13 protein-coding genes are annotated in these 13,882 nt (G+C 47.2%); 2 read left to right on the forward strand and 11 right to left on the reverse strand.

All coding sequences use genetic code 11. The features are described from left to right. Positions 1-9: 9 nt before the first annotated feature. From HRM2_RS14905 to HRM2_RS14920, 4 genes are all read right to left on the reverse strand, one after another. Entirely contained in the window at positions 10-426 is a 417-nt protein-coding gene (locus HRM2_RS14905; RefSeq protein ID WP_015904862.1) for a type IV pilus modification PilV family protein, read from the reverse strand. 14 nt (positions 427-440) lie between these two features. After that, a complete protein-coding gene (locus HRM2_RS14910; protein ID WP_148214639.1) occupies positions 441-2,945 on the reverse strand; it encodes a tetratricopeptide repeat protein in 2,505 nt (834 codons plus the stop codon). 303 nt (positions 2,946-3,248) lie between these two features. After that, a complete protein-coding gene (locus HRM2_RS14915; RefSeq protein ID WP_015904864.1) occupies positions 3,249-3,506 on the reverse strand; it encodes a hypothetical protein in 258 nt (85 codons plus the stop codon). A 4-nt stretch (positions 3,507-3,510) separates the two neighbouring features. Further along, positions 3,511-4,584, reverse strand: coding sequence for a lysylphosphatidylglycerol synthase transmembrane domain-containing protein (locus tag HRM2_RS14920; RefSeq protein ID WP_015904865.1), 1,074 nt, complete (start codon positions 4,582-4,584; stop codon positions 3,511-3,513). A 366-nt stretch (positions 4,585-4,950) separates the two neighbouring features. Between HRM2_RS14920 and HRM2_RS27730 the strand changes: the two genes are divergently transcribed. Next, a complete protein-coding gene (locus HRM2_RS27730; RefSeq protein ID WP_015904866.1) occupies positions 4,951-5,307 on the forward strand; it encodes a hypothetical protein in 357 nt (118 codons plus the stop codon). Between the two features lie 722 nt (positions 5,308-6,029). Here the strand turns inward: HRM2_RS27730 and HRM2_RS14925 are convergent. From HRM2_RS14925 to HRM2_RS25365, 7 genes are all read right to left on the reverse strand, one after another. Then, a complete protein-coding gene (locus tag HRM2_RS14925; RefSeq protein WP_015904868.1) occupies positions 6,030-6,572 on the reverse strand; it encodes a pilus assembly FimT family protein in 543 nt (180 codons plus the stop codon). Further along, complete coding sequence (gene gspG, locus HRM2_RS14930; RefSeq protein ID WP_015904869.1) at positions 6,559-6,999, reverse strand: type II secretion system major pseudopilin GspG; 441 nt, start codon at positions 6,997-6,999, stop codon at positions 6,559-6,561. The genes HRM2_RS14925 and gspG overlap by 14 nt, the downstream gene beginning before the upstream one ends. A gap of 42 nt (positions 7,000-7,041) precedes the next feature. Continuing rightward, positions 7,042-8,271, reverse strand: coding sequence for a type II secretion system F family protein (locus tag HRM2_RS14935; RefSeq protein WP_015904870.1), 1,230 nt, complete (start codon positions 8,269-8,271; stop codon positions 7,042-7,044). Between the two features lies 1 nt (position 8,272). Next, positions 8,273-9,805, reverse strand: coding sequence for a type II secretion system ATPase GspE (gene gspE / locus HRM2_RS14940; RefSeq protein ID WP_015904871.1), 1,533 nt, complete (start codon positions 9,803-9,805; stop codon positions 8,273-8,275). Between the two features lie 125 nt (positions 9,806-9,930). Then, positions 9,931-11,493: a polyamine aminopropyltransferase gene (locus HRM2_RS14945; protein ID WP_202944659.1), complete on the reverse strand. Its 1,563-nt coding sequence runs from the start codon at positions 11,491-11,493 to the stop codon at positions 9,931-9,933. A gap of 16 nt (positions 11,494-11,509) precedes the next feature. Next, the gene (locus tag HRM2_RS14950; protein ID WP_015904873.1) at positions 11,510-12,379 is read right to left on the reverse strand and encodes a DUF350 domain-containing protein; all 870 of its coding nucleotides are present in this window, start codon (positions 12,377-12,379) and stop codon (positions 11,510-11,512) included. Further along, positions 12,376-13,059: a hypothetical protein gene (locus HRM2_RS25365; RefSeq protein WP_232364041.1), complete on the reverse strand. Its 684-nt coding sequence runs from the start codon at positions 13,057-13,059 to the stop codon at positions 12,376-12,378. The genes HRM2_RS14950 and HRM2_RS25365 overlap by 4 nt, the downstream gene beginning before the upstream one ends. Before the next feature lie 232 nt (positions 13,060-13,291). On the opposite strand from HRM2_RS25365, the gene HRM2_RS14960 reads away from it, so the two are divergent. Then, positions 13,292-13,861: a hypothetical protein gene (locus tag HRM2_RS14960; protein ID WP_232364042.1), complete on the forward strand. Its 570-nt coding sequence runs from the start codon at positions 13,292-13,294 to the stop codon at positions 13,859-13,861. Positions 13,862-13,882: the final 21 nt, after the last annotated feature.

Here is a 13,882-nt window from a genome sequence, read left to right on the forward strand (position 1 = left end):
CAGGGATCATCAGGAGTCGGCCCCGCCCTTTTGGCAATTCTGAACTGTGGATATCCCATAATGCTTTCCACTGCCCCCCGTTGACCAACCCACGTCAACGATTATCAAAAACTGCTCTATCAGGCTATCCCCATGGGTTTCAGAATCATTTTTTTTAATGTTGAAATGCCGAATTGATATATTGATCTTAAAGCCATTATCTGTTTCTTCCTCCATGTCCGTTTCCACTAGACGCTTTTGAAGAAGAACTGTCTCCATCTTTTCCTTTGCCAGAAGAACAGCCCGCTGATAATCATCCGAAACCCTGCCGGACTTCAACCCTCCTGAAAAAAGCTGCATGATAACAGTCAGTGATATGACAAGAAGCATAAAAGCGACAAGGGTTTCTATCAGCGTAAACCCCCTGTTATCGTAAGCTAAATGCAAAGATTAAGATCCTTTTAACGATGCTTATACAAACCTTTACGTTCATCCGGAGCGACCTCAATGGCTTTTAACTCGAATTTGCGCATTTTATCACGGTCATTCATGCAATAATAGGCTTCCGCCAAGGTATCGTATGCCAGGTCAAGCCATGTATCATTTTCTTTTTCCATTAGTTTGACAGCCCTTGTGGCATAATCAATTGCAGTTTTTACATCAACGGAAAGCTTTGTCCGGTTGCTTAAAATATGCCAGGCAATCTCATTGAGCATTCGACCTGACCTGGGAAAATCCTTTTCCATACCCCTGAGGAGTTTGAACGCCCCTGCTGCATCCCCGGCCTTGTTCATCTCATCCACAAGCTTGAGCCCCTCCTGGTACAGTTTTTCTTTCTGCACCCCATAGGATTCCTGCAGGTAAGGCTCCCTGAGCAGCAGATAAGCAGCCGGGTACTTCCCCTTTTTTTTGCAGGAATTGTATAAATTCAGATATAGTTTTGCAATTTTTGTTTCATTTTTCTTCCAGAATGCCGGGTCTTTTTCCTTTGCCGCCAAAAGACGCTCCAGATATTCTCCGCTCTTTTCCAACTCTCCCTGATTCTCATGGACAATAGCCAGGTTTAACAGGACCGGGCACCGGTCTGGAGCAAGTTCCAATACATGAACACCGTATTTAAGAACATCCGGCACATTGCCCTGGTTGGCCGCGTCAAAATGAAGTTTCTCAAACCACAGGGCCCGGATGTTCACATTGCCGTAAAATCCGGTATTGATGTCCAGATTATCCTGAACCTCTCGTACAAGCATGGGATCTGCCAGATATTCTATCTTCTTAAATAACTCCCCATGAAACGCCATAAAGGAATTGGCATCTTTCAAACGGCCTTTGTTCATCAGCGCATGGGGGATCTGATAGATGCAGCTCACAAGTCTTGATCGAAATTCTTGGGGCAGATTTTCAATCTCCCCGGCGGTCGTAAGAATCCGGGGCACGGATACCTGCTTTGCGAAATCAGGCTGATACAGATAGAGAAAGGAGCCTGTGTCCACATAAACGGGATACCAGTTTTCTGAAAACAAAAATTTATTGTTGATATCCGGGGTTGAATACGGGACCAGGGCAATTTCAATGCCGAATTCCGAAAACAGGGAATCAGGATTGTACGACTTATCAAATTGAATTCTGTAAAAGGCGTCAAAGACTTCCTTTGTGTGGGGGGCAAAAAAACCGTCAATAAATACCTTTTTTTCAGGAAACCAGCGGTAGAGCAGATAGCCGCCATTCATAATCGTTGTAAAGATCTTTTTATCAGGAAACTCCGCCATCACCCGGTCAGGGCATTTATCTGAAAAAACGGGAACCCTGCCCGGTCCGAAAATATGCATTTTCGTTCCCGGAACAATGGTAAACCCCGTGGCAACATCAATATACAATGCCACCAAAAGTATTACGGCTAAAGCCGATGCCCATCCGTTTTTAACGTGAAGCTTGAGTTCTCCATTTGCAAATGTGATAAACACCAGGGGCAGCGTAACAACAGGAATATATCCGACAAGTCTCAGGTAGCCACATCCAGCCACCACCACTGCAAAAAAGGGCAGCAAATGGGAGAACCGTATGGGGCGCGAGAAAAACAAAAGAATGACAGAACCGATAAGCCCGACAAAAAGACTTACCCACACATAGACCCTCTGGAGCATATCAAAGGGTGAAATAAAATCTCCGGACAGGGGGTTGGGGCCTGTTGTGGAAAAAATAATATTGTTTAATGTGACTTTTAGTTTTGTGAAGATACCCGGGGATTTTTGTCCATCCACGGTTTCGCCATTGATCCCGGCGGGATCGGTTTGTAACGGCAACAAAACCGGTTGACGATCGACGACGGGATCCAGGTGAAACAGCCGCTGATTTTTTTGAAGATTATAAAAACCTTTAGCCTGGGGGTTCCATATGGAAATCAGGGCAAATGAAAGGCCCAGTACGATCAGGTATTTTCCAAACAATCCGGCCCTGCCCTTAGATGCTTTGCCTAATCTTAAGACATCGACCCCATGCCCCAGAAAAATCAGGACAACGAGCCCGAACCCGAACAGGTAACTTCCATGAATGCACCCCCACAACCCAAGAATCAAGGGAAAAAAATATATCCATTTATCCCTAACTCTGTACTGCACCTGCCACCAGAGCCAGAAAACAATCACCGTCAACGGCAGTGCAAAGATGGAATTTCTAAGCTGCTGGTTCTGGTAGGTTCCCACCACAAGCATAAAAAAGGCAAGCAGGGTCCAGCCGGTAAAACGATAACCTATGATGGCAGACAAAAGAAAACATGATCCGCATACAAGCCCCACCCGAAAAAGCTGGAGGCCCACATCGCCCCCCAGCAGATGGACCAAGTAGAGAAGCACATTCCCTAACCAGGAATAGCGCAAGTCATTAACCACAGTGTTCGTCGGACTGAAATAAAAATCAGTATAATCCGGCCACCCCAGATTGGACAGAATACTCTTGCCGAGCTGCATATGCCACCAGATATCCGAGCTGTATATTTTCGAAAAACAAACCGGGAACATAAATAGAAGCAGAATCAGCCAGAAAAAGGCTGATTGGTGACGCTGAACGACTTGATTGGTCGCCAAAACAGGAGGATATTCTTGAATCTTTTCAAAAAAATGTTTCATCAATTCAATACACCCACATAGGTATGGTGATCTCCTGTTAAACAACCGACGCTTAAAACTTCCACTCTACCCTATAATAACGCTCTACCTTATCCAGATCAAGGCTGTGTTCAAAACCCTTTGCACCCATTTTATGCAAATTTATCAACCATGCCGAAGATTTCTCCAGGTAGTTCCACTGCCATATATTCCTGTAACGGCCAAAGCAACTCTCCTCCATTTTGTGGAAAGTCCAAAAGCAAGCCATTTTATATACAACAAATTGCAAAGACCTGAAAGGGATAACACAGTTAAATAGATATTTGTGTAACGGCCCCCGAACGACACCCCTGTTGCAATACCCCCCACCACCAGAATTATGGTAAAAAGGTACAGCAGCTCTTTTCCCCCGGTGTTTTTCATTATTTTATAACCTTTTTATATTCTTAACCATTTTTCGAAAATTAACACCTGAAAAAAAGACAGATAAAGCCCCAATCAGGATCGCGGGAAAAATTTGAACAGCATGATTGATCAGAATAAAACCTGCGGCATTTTCCGGAGGAACGGCAAAAAGGGACAATGCAAAAATGCCACCCGCTTCCCACAGCCCCCAGTATCCCGGTACCGAAGGAAGAACAATAAAAAAACAGACAATGACCATGACTGCCGTATACTGCAAAAAAGTAAGATCAATGCCTGGGCAGCCACAGGAGACCAGATACCAGGAAAAAGCCTGAAGCCCCCAGATTAAAAAAGAGAGCACCAGGGTAATAAAAATTCGAGGAGGATGTTTTACAAGTGCAAATCCGGATGCGATGTTATTTATCAGCAGTTCCAGTGGAGCAGAAACCTTTTTTTGAATTTTACGCTTAATAGTATCCCCAACAAAAAAGAACAGCCCCGGAAGGCCATTGACCATATCGATGATTATTTTTTTGGACCGGTTCCAACTGACAATAACAATACCGGTCAAAAGCAGCAAGCCAAGCTGTATGATGCCTGAGAAAATTGAAATCAGGGTAGTGCGGTTCAATAAATACCCTTCAAAGGAAGACTCAAGTGTGGAATCAATTTTCAGTGTAGAAAAAACTAAGGCCAAAAGGGTAATCAATGCAAAAAGGTCCAAAAACCGTTCTGCTGCAACGGTTGTAAGTCCTGCGGTGTAAGGGATATTGTTCTTTTGATGGAGGATGGCAGGTCGTACAAATTCCCCAACTCTTCCCGGCAATATACCGTTCACCATAAAGCCAATCATCAATGGATGAAAGGCATCAATCAGGCTTATCCTGCAGACAGGTTGAAGGATAATCTGCCAGCGGACCGCCCTTAAAAAAAGGCATACTAACACAACAATAACGGCTGGAATCACCCAAAAGTAATTGATGGAAGTAACATACTCAACCATTTCATTTATGGGAACATTCAGGAAAGACAGATAGATTGCCCCCCCTGAAAGTAGTATCCCCACAGCCAGAGAGAGGATCATTTTTTTATTCATCTTCAATCTTCGCCCTTGGCAATCGGGTCATTTTTTTTCAAGATCATCGCTACAGGAGTCTCCCAATGAAACACCCTGCAACAAAACGGCTTGGAAGGTCGTTTTCTGCAGCAAGCAATCTTGTAAGTGCCATGGTTCCGGTATAGGTGTCAACCAAAGGTTCCACGCCAAGACCCGGCACTCATTCCCAAGGTCAGTGTTACGGTAGACGACAAGGCCGCCAAACCCGGATATCATCCTCGATCAGTGGATATTTTCCCACAAGCTCAACCTGCTCGTCAAGCCTCTTTATATCGAGATAATGCTCTACAAGCGTAATACTCGATTATCAAGTTTTGGCCTTGATCATCGTTTCTGTCACTGACTATGCCCGACCCCGAGCTGGCCTGCCGGGCAGGTCAATATTGCTTAGTAAAAACTCAAATATCTCTTGGCTTGGTTTCGAAAAATCTTTCGGTCGGAGTGGTCCAGTCTCTACGCTTTATAAAATCGGAGTTGTCCAAGAAAGGTGCGCTTTTGAGTAAAGGACGTGGAGCCACCGGTAAGCCGCATGGAGCAAAAGCAAGATGCGCTCATGCTATGAAACGTCAAAAAAGAAGGAACTATGTTGGCCAAGAAGCCTATCGTCAGGAGCTCTGCCCCTTTAGGGACGAGCAGTTCACCCTTCAAGCACATCTTAATTTTTCCAAAAAAAAGCAACCCTATTCAAAATATTATGCTTGATAACAGTCCAGGTTGTTTTGCTTTGATGCGGCGAACAATAGATAAAGCTCCGCTCGGTGAGTTACATCGTGCAACTAACTTCTTTAAATAGACCTTAAATAAACCTTTTTTAAAATTACATCCATAATCATTTCACCTCTATTGTCTTTCAGGAGATCACGAATAGAGGATTATACTCGAGCCAAATCCAAAAGACAAATCCAAATCAAAGGATAAATATCAGCCAAACAGACCAAGAAAAGATGAGAGCGGTCTCAATAATCGATGGAAACGTAATCAGATCAAATGATGGTATTTTTACTAATAATTTAAGATAGGCTAAAGGACCTGATTTTGATCAAAACAATCGTTGAAAATTCGATAGTTTAATCGTTTTAGAGAACCTATCATATTAATATGATAGTAAAAAGACACTCCCCCCCTGTTTTTATGGACACGGAAAAGAATGAATACGTCCTTTGCGAAAGGAATTTATGCGCAGTCCATAATTCAATGAGTTATGAGTATACCCTATGTTATATTGACTATATTGATTCATAACACCATAGATTATTGTGTCCGTACTCACATCAAGGCGGTCATCTGATTTTACAATATTTTCTGCTTCATTATAATCGGCACGGCCGGAGCGGGGTATCTGCTCTGGCCACAACGAATGATGAAACGCCTCTGTTCGCAATATTTTGGTGAATGTTTCATATAAACCGGCACGATTATCGTTATCATTGGATTATTTGAGCACTCCCCGTAATAAAATCAATCGCTATTATAAATTCTCTATCCCTGGCGTTCGTCAGATGAATCTCACCGCCGCTGCTATTGCCGACCGGTGAAAAAAGAAGCTCAAAGGCCCCGGATGTAACCTGGGTATCATCCTTCACACACGCTTTTATAAAAACGCCTTCAGGAAAGGATAACGCCTTGTCCTCAACCCATTCCATCTTTTTTTTCTGGAAAGCAAACCGTGGTTCTGTCGGGTCAGAACCGTCTTTCCCTTCAGGGTCAAAAACAGCTTCCTGAAAAGCCAAGACCGTAATTAGCTGAACATCCAGATCAACCACAACCTTCATCAATTGCTTTTTGTAAAAGGCCGATTCCCTTGCATAGTTGAGAAAGGCAACCGTCTCCCTGGCCGACGTCTTGAGGGTCACACTGCCCAGGGAATTAAAGATCCGTGGCACTCCAAGGCCAGTAACAAGGGCCACAATCACCATCACAACCATCAACTCAATGAGGGTGAATCCCTGATGCCTACTCCTGACCAACAGCAGCCCAGCTCACAATGTCCATGTCTTCACCTTCCCCGCCATCAACACCGTCTGCACCAAAGGAGACAATCTCGTATTCCCCGTGTTCCGATGGAGATTCATAGCGGTAGGCGTTACCCCAGGGGTCCAGGGGCACCTCCTTTGGAAGATAGGGGCCATCCCAGTTTTCCACTCCATCAGGTTTAACTCTGAGTCCCTGCAGCCCAATATCGGTGGTGGGGTATTTCCCCACATCAAGCCGGTATATGTCAAGGGTCGTCTCAAAAAGAGATATCTGGGCCTTTGCTGATTTCTGTTTTGATTTTCCTACCTTTCCAAACATCTTAGGTCCCACAAGCCCTGCAAGCAAGCCAATGATAACCATAACGATCAACAGCTCAATCAAAGTAAAGCCTCGTTCCCTATTTTCAGATTTTAGTTTCATTTTAGTCCTTTAAAAAAATTCAAATTACACGGAATCACAATCCTACAACGGCATGTCGTTCATGCTAAAAATTGCCATGAGCATTGAAACCACAATAAATCCAACAACAACACCCATGAGCAAAATCATTGCAGGCTCCATCAAGCTTGTCACCCGTTTGACAAGGTTCTTAACAACCTTTTCATAGTTATCCGCAATCCGCAGCAGCATGTCAGAGAGCTTACCTGTCTCTTCACCCACCTTTATCATCTGTATGGCCAGGGAAGGGAAAATCCCTGCTGCACCAAGGGAAATGGATAATTTTTCCCCCTCTTTTACCCTGTCAAATATATCGTTCATGGCATCGGCAATCATTTTGTTACTAACGGTATCCCGGACAAGGAGCAGGGCATCCAGGATGGGAACCCCACTGTTTGATAGTGTTCCCAGGGTCCTTGAAATCCTTCCCACCTCTATTTTCTTTACCAGATCACCCACCACGGGCGTTTTTACCTTTAACACATCAAGCTTGAGCCGAATACCGGGTCGTTTTAAAACTCGGTTAAAGACAAAGCCCAAGATAAAGAGAGCAATTAACATGGCCCACCAGTAGTGCCTGAAATAATCGCTGGAAACCAGCAGCATCTTTGTTGACAAGGGAATTGCATTGCCCATATCTGCAAACATGATGGCAAACTTGGGGATGACAAAGGTCATGAGAACAATGATGGAAAGTCCACCCACCCCAAGAAGGAAAAGAGGATAAACAAGGGCCGATTTGATGTAGTCTGTCAGCTCCTGGGAGGTTTCAAGAAAAATACCAAGGCGCTCCAATACCATTTCAAGAATCCCACCAACTTCTCCTGCCTTTACCATATTGACGTAAAATTTTGAAAAGACTTCGGGATACCGGCCCATGGCTTCACTCAAATCACTGCCGCCCTCGATTAACTTGAGAATGTCCTTGACAATCAATTTGAACTTTGGATTTTCAGATGACTCAACAAGAATTTTCAATGACCGATCCACGGGCAGCCCTGCTTCGAGCAGGGCGGTAAGATCCTGGGTGAACAGCATCACATCCTTGGTTGATACCCGATGAAACAGGGAAGCCACGTCAAGATTCATAAAGGAATGTTTTTGGGCTGTCTTTCTGCCGGACTCAGAGATACGAATGGGGATAAGACCTGTCTTCTGGAGGGTAGAGACCACCTCTCCTTCGCTGTCAGCCTCCATGGCAGCGGTCATAATCTTACCCGAAGAATCCGATGCCTTGTAGGAATAGAGCGTCAAATCATCCCTCCAGGGTTACCCGAAGTACTTCTGAAATGGTTGTCATGCCGGCCTTTACCTTTTCCCAGCCATCCTGCCTCAATGTTCGAAGCCCCGAATTTACAGCCACCCGCTTGATCTCATCCGCACTGGATTTATTCACAATCTCCCTTCGTATGGCGGCATCCACTGCGAGGTATTCAAAAATGGCCTTTCGACCCTTAAATCCCGTGTAGTGACACGCCTCGCATCCTTTTCCCTCGTAAAAGACCGTTTCGGAAAGCTCCTCGGGCGATAATCGGACGAGATCGAGGAGTCTTTGTTCCGGGTGGGCCACGGTTTTGCAGTGGGGACAGATCACCCGCACCAGCCGCTGGGCAAGCACCCCAAGCAGGGTAGAACTCAACAAAAAATGCTCGACCCCCATGTCAAGCAACCGTGCGATGGCACCTGCAGAATCATTGGTATGGAGCGTACTGAAAAGAAGATGGCCGGTCAGGGCGGACTGGATGGCAATCTCTGCGGTTTCGGAATCCCGGATCTCTCCGACCAGGATGATATCCGGGTCCTGGCGGACAATGGATCTCAGCCCATTGGCAAAGGTGAGGCCGATCTTGGGCTTCACCTGGATCTGATTGACTCCGGGCAGTTGATACTCCACTGGGTCCTCAAGGGTTATCACCTTTTGCTCTGTTGAGTTGATCACGGCCAGGGTCGTATACAACGTTGAGGTCTTTCCGCTTCCCGTGGGGCCTGTCACTAGAATCATGCCATAGGGTTGTTTGACGAGGTCCATATACCGGGAATAGATATCCTCGGGGAAGCCAAGTTCCTGAAAATCAAAGGCAAGGGATTCTCTATCCAGGACCCTCATCACAAGGCTCTCGCCATACAGGGTGGGAATGGTCGACACCCTGAAGTCTATCTCACGGTCTGAAATTTTGAGTTTGATGTTACCATCCTGGGGCAGACGGCGCTCGGCTATATCAAGCTTGGCCATAATTTTCACCCGGGAAATGATGGCAGACTGGAGTCTCACCGGTGGTTTTTCAATCTCGTGTAAAACCCCGTCGATACGGTACCGAATCCTGAAAAATGTTTCAAAGGGTTCAAAATGGATGTCGCTTGCCTTTATTTCTACGGCATTGACAATGAGCCGGTTCACAAGGCGAATGATGGGGGCTTCGGAGGCAAGATCTTTTAAATTTTCAGCCCCTTCTTCCTCACCGATATTGAGTTCATGGACATCCCTGTGTGCTTCTTCTATGATGGTTTCAATGGACTGACTGCCACTTCCGTACAGGCGCTCAAAGGCATCAAAGATCTCCTCCTTTGACGCTTGAAAAACCTCCACATCAAAACTGTAGGAAAGCTTCAGGGCATCAATGGTATAAGAATCATGGGGGTCGGCAATGGCAATCTTCAAGGTATTGTTTTCAAGTGCCAGGGGCACGAAAACAGACTGCTTCATAAATTTTACCGACAAATTTTCCAGGGGAACAGGTTCCTTTGGAAAATCATTGTATGATACCGATTCGATAGGTTTCTTCGTCAAATCCTTCCACACCGTATTATTAAAATTAATGGATCCTTGTCAACTTTTTTGCAGACAAATGTCTTACCCAAAAACTATTTATACTATAAGATATTGGGCTAAAGTCAAGGGCCAAGGCAGTTTAATCAATAAACCCCCCAGGACCCCTCCTGGTAGTATTGCAGCAGCACAGGATTGGAGATGGTGTTGATCTTGATTGCGTCGGCATCGCCTGTGTCAAAAAGCCCTTTGCCAAACAGAACCATGGCCTTCATGGCGTCGGGGTTTAGAAACCGGGTCTTGATATCGTTAAATTCAAGCCGGGATGCAGCCGTTTTAAGCCGTTCCCCGGTGATGTCTCCCTCGCTGGTACCTAGTATCCATCCCCACTCCCCAAGGGTGGGTACCTGGTTATGGTAGGGCAGGGTTACAAGACCTGCAGCTTCCATGGTTTTTTTAATGCACAAAAAGGCCTTTTTTGCAAAATAGGGGCTTGAGGCCTGGGTCACGACCATCCCTCCCCTGGCAAGGCGCTTTAAAAGGTCCCGATAAAAGCCCTGGGCGTAGAGATGCATGAGGTCCATGGAGTCCGGATCCGGCAGATCGATGAAAATCACATTGTAAAGGCCATCGTCACTGTCCAGGAATGAAGAAGCGTCCATGTTCAGCACCGTCACCCTGGGATCGTTCATGGCACCCTGGTTAATGGCTGTAAACAACGGATGATGTTGTGCAAGGTCGGTCATCACCCCGTCAATGTCCACCAGGGTAATCCTTTTAACTATTTTGTGCTTTAGGATTTCCCGAACGGCAAGGCCGTCACCTCCGCCCAGGACAAGGATACGTTCCGGGTTCAGGGCAAGTTCCATGGCCGGATGGACCAGGGGTTCGTGGTAGCGCTCCTCGTCATAGGTGGAAAACTGCTCATCACCGTTAATGTAGAGCCAGTACCACTGTTTCCAGCGGGTCATGACGATCTTCTGGAATTGGGTCTGCCTGGACAAAACCACCAGATCCTTATATTTCTTCTGCTCGCCATACCGTACAATGGGCCGGACAGCAACGGCAAGAACCATGAGGACCAAGAGTACAAGGGCAAAAAGAACGGTGATCAACCGTCGTGAACGGACAAGGTGTTTAAACCGTAGAAAGAGAAAGCCTGCCACGGCAAAGTTGATGGAGCCAAGGACCAGGGGGGTGTAGGTCAGGCCCAGGAACGGCAGCAGGAGAAAGGCAAACAGCAGGCCGCCCAGGAGGGATCCGAAATAGTCCATCTCCATGACCGCTGAAATGTTGGAACGAAGGGCCTGGTAATCGCTGTTGATACGGGTGGCAAGGGGAATCTCCATGCCGATGAAGAGCCCTACAACCAGGGCCAGGGAATAGATTATAAATATCCTGGCTTCGGTCCAGGCGGCAAACCCGAACACAATGGCGCCCGAGGCTGCGCAGAACAGGGACAGACTGAACTCGATGATGATGAAGGTATCCAGGAGATGATTTCTGAAACTTCGGCTGACACGGCTACCCACCCCCATGGAAAAAAGCATCATGGACATGACAATGGACCACTGGAAGATGGCGTTCCCAAGGAGATAGGTGGCAAGGGTGGACAGCACATACTCGGCAACAATGCCCGAGCAGCCCGTTGCAAACATAGCTACCTGGAGGGTGCGGGTGTGGCCCGAGGTCATGGAAGAATCACTCACCGTTGAATCTTCTGAATCAAATACACCAGTAGATAATATAGGCCCCGGCAATGTAGGCAAAGGCCTCCACATAGGCTGCCCCCACGTTGGGTCCCCGCTCTTCTTTGGAGTGATCCGGGCGGATGCCCACGATCTCGTCTGAGAGCTTAACCCCGGGTAGAAGAAGCCGATCCGTTAAAAGTCTTAAAAAGGGAAGGGAAACAAGACCCAGCAGGGCATAGGCCAGAAACGAAGGAAGACTCTCACCCCAGGAGACAAAATCGCCCTCGGCAGCAAGGCCCACTACCACCCCCATGGCAATCAGGGCGCCTGCGAAGGCGACGCCTGCGGCCACATTGTCCCGTTCGATCTCCTGGTGCAGATCAAAGGGAAGGATAAAATTGTACACAAGGGCAGCAACGATGAGAAGCACCTGGCCCAGGGCCCAGAACCCCATGGCCGTCCAGATGGTGCCCCCGGCGCCTGAAACCGATCCAAAAATCACAAACCCCGACGCCACAAGGGTCCCAAACACCACGGCTCCCGTGCCCTGGTTCCGGTCCCTTAAAAGCTCGTCACTGATTTTGAATTTAAAAAGAATCAGCCAGTCACAGACGAACGAGGAGATATTTAGCAGAACGATGCTCAGAACCCCGTAGATCAGCAAATCCATAAGGTCTGCCGTAAAACCTGCGGACGGTCCCACAATGGCAGCGCCAATGGCAAGGACAAGGCCCGCATAGTAGCCGGTCACGGCAAGGCTGACCGCAGGGTTGTCGTTTTCCACCATTTCCCTGTTCAGATCAAAATCACGGTGGAGCAGATTGTAGACCACCTTGCCAAGGGCAAACAGAACAAAAAAAACAGCCATAAAGATGATACCGGTCAAGAGATGATCAAAATTCATTTTCCAAATCCTCCAGATCTGCTTCTAAAACCGGTTTTGGTCCTGCCCATTCGTTTTGCCGCCTTTTGCTTAAACGAACTCTGGGCCGCACGGTTTGCTTCCATGCGCCGTGAGTAGAACCCGGGATTCTTGGCCTTTACAACGCTGCCCGTAGATCCAAATTCCTTGTTCCTGCCAAAAAACGGTCGGTTCGTGGACCGGGACTGGTTGTACATGGCATAGTCGTTGCGGTAAATGGGTCGGTTCCACCCGCCAAACAGGCTTGAGAACAGGGCGTACTTTCCGTAGAACTCCCAGAAGGATCCCCCCTGGGAATCCTGGCGCCAGTTGCCGTATTTCGGGTCCCCCACGTAGCTGTACCCGGGAGGTGCCACCTGGTTGTCAAGGGTGCCGTCTTTTTTGGAAATAAGGGCCATGCCGAGGAATTCCCGGTTTTGGTTGTAAAAGGTTTCAGGCACTTCCAGCCAGTCGGTTCGCGTGGAATCGTCGGGTTTTACCACAAGGTATTTGTGGGAATAGGTTTTAAAAAAGGTGCCCTGCTCCCGCATATCCTCAAGAACAACCGAGTAGGTGGGCTCGTCTGCCAGATCGGCCTTGATTTTGTCCAGGGGAAGGCGTGTTGATGATCCACCCGAACAGGCGCTGAGGAAAAAAACAGCGCAGAGCCAAAGGGCCGTCAAATAGTTATGTGGATGATAAATTTGCATAGTTGTGCTTTAGCATAAATCCTCTAAAAGGAGCAAGGATAATCCTGAAAAAACACCCCGGGCCATTCAGCAATTCTAATTGCGGCTGTATCTATAACTCGATTATCAAGTTTTTCTTCGAACCGGCAGGCGGGAACGGTCGGTGTCTGCTTGCTGAACCTTATTGATTCTAATTGCCCGATCATGGTAATATGCACCCATGTCCATGCCTTTGATTAAAAATTCAGCCCTGACTTTCAGTGCTGCAGTCCTGCTGGTGATCGTCCAGATCCTGGGTTCTTCCCCTGCCGGGGCAAACCAGGGGATTGGCTGCTACTACATCAGATACGACATCAAGTCGTCCAACAACCGCATTGTGGATTCAGCCCTTGTCATGGTCCCGGCCGATCAGGAATACCGCACCTCGGTTTTTTACCCCCACCGGGCAGGGGGGGGCACCACGGCAGTACCAGGGAATTCAGCCGAACAGAGCCTGGCCCGTGCCCAGGAAAATGCCCTGAAAAAACTTTTGGAGCAAAGGGGATTAAAGTCTGTTTCATCACGTTCATCGGTTTTTTCCGGCAAGACAGCCGCCATGGAAACGGTGATCAGCTATGAGGGTGCATTCCTGCCCCCCATTGAGGTTGTGGAGCAGAACTATAGCCCCCGGACAGAATCCTTTAACGCTGTTTTTCTGGTCAGGTTCAGCCCCATCGCCTTTCCTGACCAATGGAAATGGCTTGAATTTAAAACACGAGTAAAATCGATTTTCCAGGATATTATTTCATTATTTTAACGTTTAACACCTAGGAACAAA

The organism is Desulforapulum autotrophicum HRM2, from assembly GCF_000020365.1.
Taxonomy (GTDB): Bacteria; Desulfobacterota; Desulfobacteria; order Desulfobacterales; family Desulfobacteraceae; genus Desulforapulum; species Desulforapulum autotrophicum.